Source organism: Dietzia aerolata (assembly GCF_014144865.1).
In the GTDB taxonomy this organism is placed as follows: Bacteria; Actinomycetota; Actinomycetes; order Mycobacteriales; family Mycobacteriaceae; genus Dietzia; species Dietzia aerolata.
The window spans coordinates 9,519-17,040 of sequence record NZ_JAALDM010000119.1; the positions used below are offsets into that span (position 1 = coordinate 9,519).

8 protein-coding genes are annotated in these 7,522 nt (G+C 67.6%); 2 read left to right on the top strand and 6 right to left on the bottom strand.

The window, feature by feature from the left end:
- Window positions 1-212 precede the first annotated feature (212 nt).
- Window positions 213-1,277, bottom strand: a complete 1,065-nt coding sequence (locus tag G6016_RS08075; RefSeq protein ID WP_182632151.1) for a phosphotransferase — start codon at window positions 1,275-1,277, stop codon at window positions 213-215.
- A complete protein-coding gene (locus tag G6016_RS08080) occupies window positions 1,274-2,380 on the bottom strand; it encodes a TIGR03857 family LLM class F420-dependent oxidoreductase (RefSeq protein ID WP_182632152.1) in 1,107 nt (368 codons plus the stop codon). Before G6016_RS08080 ends, G6016_RS08075 begins: the two co-directional genes overlap by 4 nt.
- A gap of 209 nt (window positions 2,381-2,589) precedes the next feature.
- On the opposite strand from G6016_RS08080, the gene G6016_RS08085 reads away from it, so the two are divergent.
- Window positions 2,590-2,955 (top strand): DoxX family protein, encoded by a 366-nt coding sequence (locus tag G6016_RS08085; RefSeq protein WP_182632153.1) that lies wholly within the window; start codon window positions 2,590-2,592, stop codon window positions 2,953-2,955.
- A gap of 32 nt (window positions 2,956-2,987) precedes the next feature.
- Here the strand turns inward: G6016_RS08085 and G6016_RS08090 are convergent, their stop codons facing one another.
- The 4 genes from G6016_RS08090 to arsB all read right to left on the bottom strand — a co-directional run bounded on the left by G6016_RS08090 (window position 2,988) and on the right by arsB (window position 6,795).
- Window positions 2,988-4,223, bottom strand: coding sequence for a glycosyltransferase 87 family protein (locus G6016_RS08090; protein ID WP_182632154.1), 1,236 nt, complete (start codon window positions 4,221-4,223; stop codon window positions 2,988-2,990).
- Window positions 4,224-4,291: 68 nt separating this feature from the next.
- Entirely contained in the window at window positions 4,292-5,014 is a 723-nt protein-coding gene (locus G6016_RS08095) for an arsenate reductase/protein-tyrosine-phosphatase family protein (protein WP_182632155.1), read from the bottom strand.
- A 243-nt stretch (window positions 5,015-5,257) separates the two neighbouring features.
- Window positions 5,258-5,734 carry an arsenate-mycothiol transferase ArsC gene (locus G6016_RS08100; RefSeq protein ID WP_182632156.1) on the bottom strand — a complete coding sequence of 159 codons (477 nt, stop codon included), beginning with the start codon at window positions 5,732-5,734 and terminating at the stop codon, window positions 5,258-5,260.
- The gene (arsB, locus tag G6016_RS08105) at window positions 5,731-6,795 is read right to left on the bottom strand and encodes an ACR3 family arsenite efflux transporter (RefSeq protein WP_182632159.1); all 1,065 of its coding nucleotides are present in this window, start codon (window positions 6,793-6,795) and stop codon (window positions 5,731-5,733) included. Before arsB ends, G6016_RS08100 begins: the two co-directional genes overlap by 4 nt.
- A 213-nt stretch (window positions 6,796-7,008) precedes the next feature.
- Here arsB and G6016_RS17225 point away from each other — a divergent pair, with 213 nt between their 5' ends.
- A complete protein-coding gene (locus G6016_RS17225) occupies window positions 7,009-7,410 on the top strand; it encodes an ArsR/SmtB family transcription factor (RefSeq protein WP_241729953.1) in 402 nt (133 codons plus the stop codon).
- Window positions 7,411-7,522 lie beyond the last annotated feature (112 nt).

Genomic DNA, 7,522 nt, shown 5'->3' on the forward strand with positions numbered 1-7,522 from the left:
GCGGGTGGCCGCGATCCGCTTCAAGCTCGGACTGCCGGTGTTCGACTACTACCAGGAGGCCGAGCGCCGGCCGCGCGGGTGGCGCTCGGGTGGGCGCCGTCCGAGTGGGCGCCGTCGGCATCGCTGGAGCCTGCGGGGCACGCCGGACGACCTGGAGGACTGACTCGCGGGGTTGGCGGTTGTGCCGCAGGAGTGGTTCAGAGGGAGGTTCCTCAGCCCGCCCGGACCACGGACAGCGCGTCATGGTCGGCGATCGCACGGAGCGACCTCCGGATGAGGTGGGCGAACATGTCATCGCCCCGGGGGCTACGGGTCCCGTAGGCCCAACCGAAGATCCCGATCACCGGCGTCTGGAGAAGGCCGTACACGTAGTCGTCCCAGCATTGTTCGAGGGAATAGTCGCGCACCCCGTGGCCGACGAGGGCTCGGTGGTAGTCGGCGACGATCGACTGTTCGGCCTCGCGCCGGTCGTCCGTGGCCAGGCTGGCGCCGAGGAAGCCGCCGAGGTCGCGACCCGGGAGTCCGGTGACGAGAGTCTGCCAGTCACAGGCCAGAGAGGGCAGTCGTCCCGACGGATCCACCAACATGTTGTCCGCGCGGAAATCGGCATGGAGCAGGCTGAATCGTTCGGTTCGCCCGTTGGCCCACCGCCCGATGAGGGTGGCGATCTCGGACAGGGTGTCCCGCTCTTCGGCGGTCAGTCGATCCCCGAGTTCGTCCAGGAATGCTTCTAGGAGCGGCCCACCCAGTTCTTGCAGTGTGTCGTTGTCCTCCACTGTCGGGCGTGCCAGTCCGTCGATCTCGAGCACCGTCGGGTCGCACCACCTCGGCCCGTGCAGTCCGGCCAGGTTCACCGCGCAATCCCGGGCTGTCTCCACCGGGAGGCCGGCCAGTTGATCACCCTGGACCAATGGCGCGGCATCCTCGAGGACCAGGGTGAACTCTCCCTCCTGATCACCGAGTCGGGCGAACAGACAGCGCGGTGCGCGGACCTTCAATGTCGGTTCGAGCTCACGGTAGAAGAGCACTTCGCTGCGGTACACGCCGTGCAGAAGCGGACGCATCCCCGGATCGGGGTTGGGGAGTTTGATGAAGAGGGTGGAGGGCAACCCGTCGCCGTCGACATGGGCGCGGACACAGCACCCAATCTGACCTGTCCCGACGGGCTCGGTCCGCACCGACCGGATCGTGGTTCCCAGGGCACGGGACAGCCACTCGGCGGTCACTTCTTCCGGCGTGCTGATGGCAGGGGGCGTCAATTCGGCGGCGAAGGTCATCGGTGGATCCTTCCGGGGTTCGGGGTGAGGTGTGCGAAGCGTGACGGGTCTCGATTGGCCCGCCAGACGGCAAGGACCGGGGCGAGCTCGTCAGGGGTGGCACCGTGAAGCACCACGGAGTCCGCACCCAGGTCGAGTTGGTCCTTGATTCGATCCGCGCAGTGCGCGGCATCTCCGACCGCGGCGCAGGCGAGCCATTCGTCCGGAAGGATCTCCCTGAGGTGCCGGAGTAGGTCGAGGTCTTCGGTGGCGTCGAACGCCCCGCCGTGGGCGGAAACCCGCTCGTCGGCACGGAACCGCTCGAGTGCGGCCGGGTCCCAGTCATTGAGCCGGACCAGGACATCTCCATACCCCAGTAGGTAGGTGGCCAGTCGGCCGGCGAGTTTCCGAAGGCGGGCGGGCTCATCGAGAGAGTCCTCGATGGTGGCCATCACTGACCAGATCCGGACCGTGGACGGGTCGCGGCCAGCCTGCTCGGCGGACTCGCGCACTATTCGTACCGACCGGGCCACGGCGGCATCGGTCATGAACGTGTGCAGGACCACGGCGTCGGCGACCTGGCCCGCCAGGCGAAGCGTGTTGTCGCCCATCGCCACCAGCATCACAGGGATGTTCTCGTTGAACGAGGGGTCCTGGAACAGGTACGGGAAGGTGCCTGCCGGCCCGTCGTGGCCGACGATGGACTCGCCGGCCCAGAGCTTCCGGTAGATCGAAACGGCATCCGTGATCTGCGCCGAGGTCACCCGGGGCAGGCCCATGATGTCGAAAAGCATCGGGATGCCCCTGCCGAGGCCCAGTGCGTATCGGCCCCCGGACATCCGATGCAACGTGGTGGCCATGGTGGCGGTTACCAGAGGGTGGCGCGTGTTGTGATTGGTCGCCGCGGAGCCGACACCGATGCTGGAGGTCGCGGCTACCGCAGCGCCTGCCATGACAGCGGCGTCCTTGAGGGCGAATCGCTCGGACAGCAGAATCGAGCCCAGGCCGAGTTCTTCTGCGCGGGCGGCCTCGGTGACCAGGTCAGCAGGGGAGGCGGTATGCCCGGCCAGCCCATAGCAGGCGAGCTCCGGCATGAGCTGGGTGGATGTCTCTGCGCTCGCCATTAAAACCCTCCGGTTGCTCACAGCCGACTGCGGAAGAATTTCGCCAACGCGATGGCACAATCCACCCCGAGTCTGTGGTGTGAATCACCGTAGCCGGTTCCGTGGGTCCCGGCTCGAGATCGCGCACGTCGACGATTCACGCGTAGGGATTGAGTAGATTGGTGAACTATCAAGTAATTACGTGCGCAGTCACCTGAAACGGAGTCGTCATGAGCATCGCACTGTGGGTCATCGCCATACTTCTTGCCGGTGCGTTCTTCGCAGCCGGACTCGGCAAGATCACGACCACCCGCCCCGCCCTCGCCGAGAAGGGAATGACCTACGTCGAGGACTTTTCGGACAGCCAGATCAAGGCGATCGGATGGGCCGAGATCCTGGGTGCGATCGGGCTGATCGTCCCCATGTTCGTCCCGGGCCTGCAGTGGCTGGTCATCGTGGCGGCCTTCGCGCTGGGCGTTGTGATGATCGGCGCCGTTGCCGTGCACTCCCGCCGCCAGGAGAAGTACACCCCGGCGTTGGTGCTGGGCGCGCTCGCCGTGTTCCTGGGTGTCGGGCGGATTGTCTTCGGATTCTAGAGCCGCGCTGGGTCGTCGGCTCTAGGCCGGGTTCATCGGCTTGGCTCGGGGGCCTGCGCGGGCTGAGCGGACTCAGTGGGTTCGGTGATCGGGGCTGCTTCGGTGGGTTCGGTGGCTTCGGCACGCGACAACAGCACCGCGTCGATGAACAGAATCGCGAACACCGCGATGCCCGTCATGCCCTGGAGATTGCCGACCACCCACTGCAGTATGTGTTCGCCCGGGGTGTCGGCGATCAGGGCGTACGCGTGGTGGGTCCCGATCAGGTGCGCCAGCGCCAGGGCGGCCACACTCAGTCGGAGCAGTGGCCGCCGCGGGGCCAGGAGGAACACGAACGCGATGATCACGCCCGACCAGTGGTGGGTCACCGCCACGGGCGAGGCAATGAAGACGCCCAGCGCGACCAGCAGCAGCGCGTCGACCGGGCGGTCCCGGCGGGTGAGCTGCCACGCGCCCCAGGTCGCCGCGAGGGCCGCCACCAGGAAGAAGCCGTAGACGGGCAGCTCGATCTGCTCGGGCGTCAGCCGGGCCCGGGTCAGCAGCCCGCTCAACGCCTGGTTGGGGACGAACCAGGGATGACCCCCGCGGTCGGTCGCCCAGAATTCGTGGGTCCAGAAGTGCAGTGACTCCGCCGGCCGGGCCAGGTGGCCTACAACGATCGTCGCGAACACCGCCGCCACCGACCGCGCCAGGGAACCCCAGTCCTTGCGGACGAGGAACATCAACGCGAACGCGGCCGGCGTGATCTTGATGCCCGCGGCCACACCGAGCAGCACGCCGCGGAACCGTTTGGGTGTGAAGCCGAGAACGTCGGCGGTGACCATGAGGAACAGGAACACGTTGATCTGCCCGAACATCAGGTTCGAGCGCAGCGGCTCGGACAGCAGCGCGACCCCGGTCAGGGCGAGCGCGACGATCCCGGGCCGGTCCAGCTTCAGGCGAACGGCCACCATGGCCAGGATTGCCCACACCGAGACGATGGTGGCGGCCGACCAGGCGATCTGCGCGACCGTCGCGTCCAGTGGCGCGAGTGGCGCGAAGATGAGCGCGCCGAACGGCGGGTAGATGAACCGGAACCCCGAGCGGCTCGGGAATTCTTCCGAGTACAGGTCCTGACCGTTGACCACGGCGCGGCCGGCGTCCTGGAAGACCTCCAGGTCCAGCATGAACTCTGTCGCGGCCTGCCACATGACCATGACCGAGACGGCCACGGTCAGGAGCAGGCCCGCCGCGGTCAGCGTGCGATTGATGAGCTGGGTGCGAGGCATCGACGGCAGGCTACGTAACTATCCGGCGGGCGCGACGCGCCGCGCCGGGGAGCCTGCCGCCCCGCCGACTATGCAGGACTCGGCGCGGTGGCCTCCGTCTGCTCGTCGGCCGGCTCGATCTCGGCCCACAGGGCCCGCACGCGCGAGTCCAGATCGTCCACGATCGCCCGGACCTCGTCCACGGACGCGTCCTTGGCTGCGGCCACGTCCCAGGTCAGGTACTCCTTGCCCTCGTACCGCGGCGGCTCGTCCACATCGCCGAGGAGCACCACGTAGTCGGAGACCCGCACGACGTCGTCGGTCAACGGCTTGGGGAACGCCCGGATCAGGGCCACGCCGCGGGCGTCCATCGCCTCGTAGACCTGCGGGTGCACCTCGTGGCCTGGGCTCGTGCCGGCGGAGCGGACCTCCACGTTGCCGCCCGCGTAGTGCGTGAGCAGGGCTGAGGCGATCTGGGAGCGGCCCGTGTTGAGGGTGTCGACGAACAGAACCTGCGGCACCGTCGCCTCGATCGCGCCCCGCGCCACCGCGAGCGCACGGATGCGGTCCTCCGCGAAATGCTTGGCCAGTGCCGCGAGGTGTGTCTTGACTCGCGCCGAGCGGTGCAGGGTCGTGTACGACTCGAACACGATCCGCTCGATGGTCTCCTCGGACACCATCCCGTCGAACTTGCGGGCCAGTGCGCTCGAGTCCGAGTTGAGCGCGTGCACGTCGAGCCGGGGGATATCCGCGGGGGTTTCCGGGGCGGGGGCGGTCGGATCGTCGGCGGTCTCGGGAAGATTGGTCGACATGGCTGGATCCCTTCACGTCAGCATGGGGCGTTGCGGGGCGAGAAGGGGGCCGTCGCCGGTAGGCACGACTCTGGCGGGGTCCCCCCACCCGGATCGTGGCCGGTCGGAAGGTGTGCCTGAGCCGATTATCACCGTGGTCACACCGACGTTGGAAGGCATTTTTCGTTCATTTACCGGCTTCTCATGCAGGACCACGAACTCTTTGAGAAACCTCAGATTGCGCCGGGCGGTTGGAGCAGTGACTCAGGGCGAGGTGATCTCCGTGAGGAGGTCCCTGACATGGCGGTCAATGTCGTCGCGGACCAGCCGCATCCGCTCCAGCCCTTCGATACCGCGGTCCGAAGGCTCGTCGGTGATCCACGTGACGAGGGTGCCGGCGTTGTCGTCGTCGTGAAATTCTTGTGCGGCTTCGGCGCCGATCGCCACCACCCGGTCCGCCCGGCGCATCAGGTCGGGGTCGATGGCGCGGGGCGTCTCGCCGGACATGTCCGCGCCGAGCTCGGCCACCGACTGCGCCGACAGGGCGTTGATCTTCGTCCCGGGCGCCGTTCCGGCCGAGTGGACCTCCACCGCGTCGCCGGCGTGCAGGCGCATCAGCGCGGCCGCCATCTGGGACTTGCCGCCGTTCTTGACGCAGACGAACAGGACGCTCGGGACTGTCGTGGCGGTGCTGGCGATGCTCGCGTTGCTGGAGTTCGTGGTGTCAGGGGCGTTGCTCATGACTGGGCTCCGGTGGTCGAACGGTTCGGGAGGGTGGGGTCGCCGGGGAACAGGCGCGGGCCGAGCCGCAGGGCGACGTAGACCAGGCCGACCAGCACCGGGACCTCGATGAGCGGTCCCACCACGCCCGCGAGCGCCTGGCCCGACGCGATGCCGAACGTGCCGATGGACACCGCGATCGCGAGCTCGAAGTTGTTGCCGGCCGCCGTGAACGCCACCGACGTGGACTTGGCGTAACTCAGTCCCACCGCGCGCGAGACCAGCAGACTGACGAAGAACATCAGCACGAAATACAGAAGTAGAGGAATGGCCATCCGGGCCACGTCGAGCGGCTGCGAGGTGATGGCCTCGCCCTGCATCGAGAACAGCAGCACGATCGTGAACAGCAGGCCGTACAGTGCCCACGGGCCGATCTTCGGCAGGAACGTCTCCTCGTACCACTCGCGGCCCTTCGCGCGCTCGCCCAGCACGCGGGTGAGGAAGCCGGCGAGCAGCGGGATGCCGAGGAATACCAGCACGGACAGCACGATCGCCCACACCGAGAACTCCGCCGACACCGTCTCCAGGCCGAGCCAGCCGGGCAGGATCTGCAGGTAGAACCAGCCGAGCGCGCCAAAGGCGATGACCTGGAACACCGAGTTGATGGCCACCAGGACGGCGGCGGCCTCGCGATCGCCGCACGCCAGGTCGTTCCAGATGAACACCATCGCGATGCACCGCGCCAGTCCGACGATGATCAGCCCCGTGCGGTATTCGGGCAGGTCGGGCAGGAAAATCCAGGCGAGCGTGAACATGAACGCCGGCCCGACCAGCCAGTTGAGGACCAGTGAGAGCGTGAGGAGCGTGCGGTCGCCGGTCACGCGGTGGGTCTCGTCGTACCGGACCTTCGCGAGCACGGGGTACATCATCACGAGCAGCCCGATCGCGATCGGCAGCGAGATCCCGCCGACCTGCATCGAGTCCAGGAACGTGTTGAGGCCGGGCACGAACCGGCCGAGCAGCAGCCCGAGCGCCATCGCCGCGAGAATCCAGATGGCCAGGTAGCGGTCGAGGAACGACATCTCCTTGGCAACGGGCGTGGCCTGCCGGGGCGGCTGGGCCGACGTTGCGTCCCTGGGCGGCGTACTGCCGGACCCCGTGCCGCCGGAGGTGGTGGTGCTCATCGGATGCGTCGGCTCCCCATGTATCGATGGATGTCGATGTGTCTGGGGGTTAGGCTATTGGGACGTATCGATGATCGTCAATCTATTGTGGCGGTGAAGGTGGGAGAATTTATGACGACGACGACAACGACGTCACCAGCCCCCACGCGCGCGGCCACCCGGTCGACGATTCCTGTCTCCCTCGTCGGGGAGCCCGTTCCGAGCGACTGCTGCTCCGGCGAGCGCGCGCCGGTCGATGCGGCCACGGCGGAGTCGATGGCGGCCCGATTCAAGGTGCTGGCCGACCCCACGCGGATCCGGCTGCTCTCGCACATCGCGGCCCAGGGCTGTGAGTCGGTGTGCGCCTGCGACCTGATTGAGGTGGTGAACCTGAGTCAGCCGACCGTCAGCCACCACCTCAAGAAGCTCGTCGAGGCGGGCCTGCTCACGCGCGAGCAGCGGGGCAAGTGGGCGCACTACACGGTGGTGGCCAGCGCGCTGGACGATCTGCGCGGCTTCCTCGACCTGTCCTGACGTTTTCTGCGTCTGGGCGCCCGGATGGTCGTCACCACTGCGGCGAATCCCGTGTGTCGCCGCAGCCACGGCGACCATGTCCGCAGCCATGACGACCATCGCAGCCGCAGCC

Excerpts from the sequence above, each read along its gene's own strand:
- G6016_RS08075 (WP_182632151.1), bottom strand. The coding sequence starts at position 1,277 with ATGACCTTCGCCGCCGAATTGACGCCCCCTGCCATCAGCACGCCGGAA.
- G6016_RS08080 (WP_182632152.1), bottom strand. The coding sequence starts at position 2,380 with ATGGCGAGCGCAGAGACATCCACCCAGCTCATGCCGGAGCTCGCCTGC.
- G6016_RS08085 (WP_182632153.1), top strand. The coding sequence starts at position 2,590 with ATGAGCATCGCACTGTGGGTCATCGCCATACTTCTTGCCGGTGCGTTC.
- G6016_RS08090 (WP_182632154.1), bottom strand. The coding sequence starts at position 4,223 with ATGCCTCGCACCCAGCTCATCAATCGCACGCTGACCGCGGCGGGCCTG.
- G6016_RS08095 (WP_182632155.1), bottom strand. The coding sequence starts at position 5,014 with ATGTCGACCAATCTTCCCGAGACCGCCGACGATCCGACCGCCCCCGCC.
- G6016_RS08100 (WP_182632156.1), bottom strand. The coding sequence starts at position 5,734 with ATGAGCAACGCCCCTGACACCACGAACTCCAGCAACGCGAGCATCGCC.
- arsB (WP_182632159.1), bottom strand. The coding sequence starts at position 6,795 with ATGTCGTTCCTCGACCGCTACCTGGCCATCTGGATTCTCGCGGCGATG.
- G6016_RS17225 (WP_241729953.1), top strand. The coding sequence starts at position 7,009 with ATGACGACGACGACAACGACGTCACCAGCCCCCACGCGCGCGGCCACC.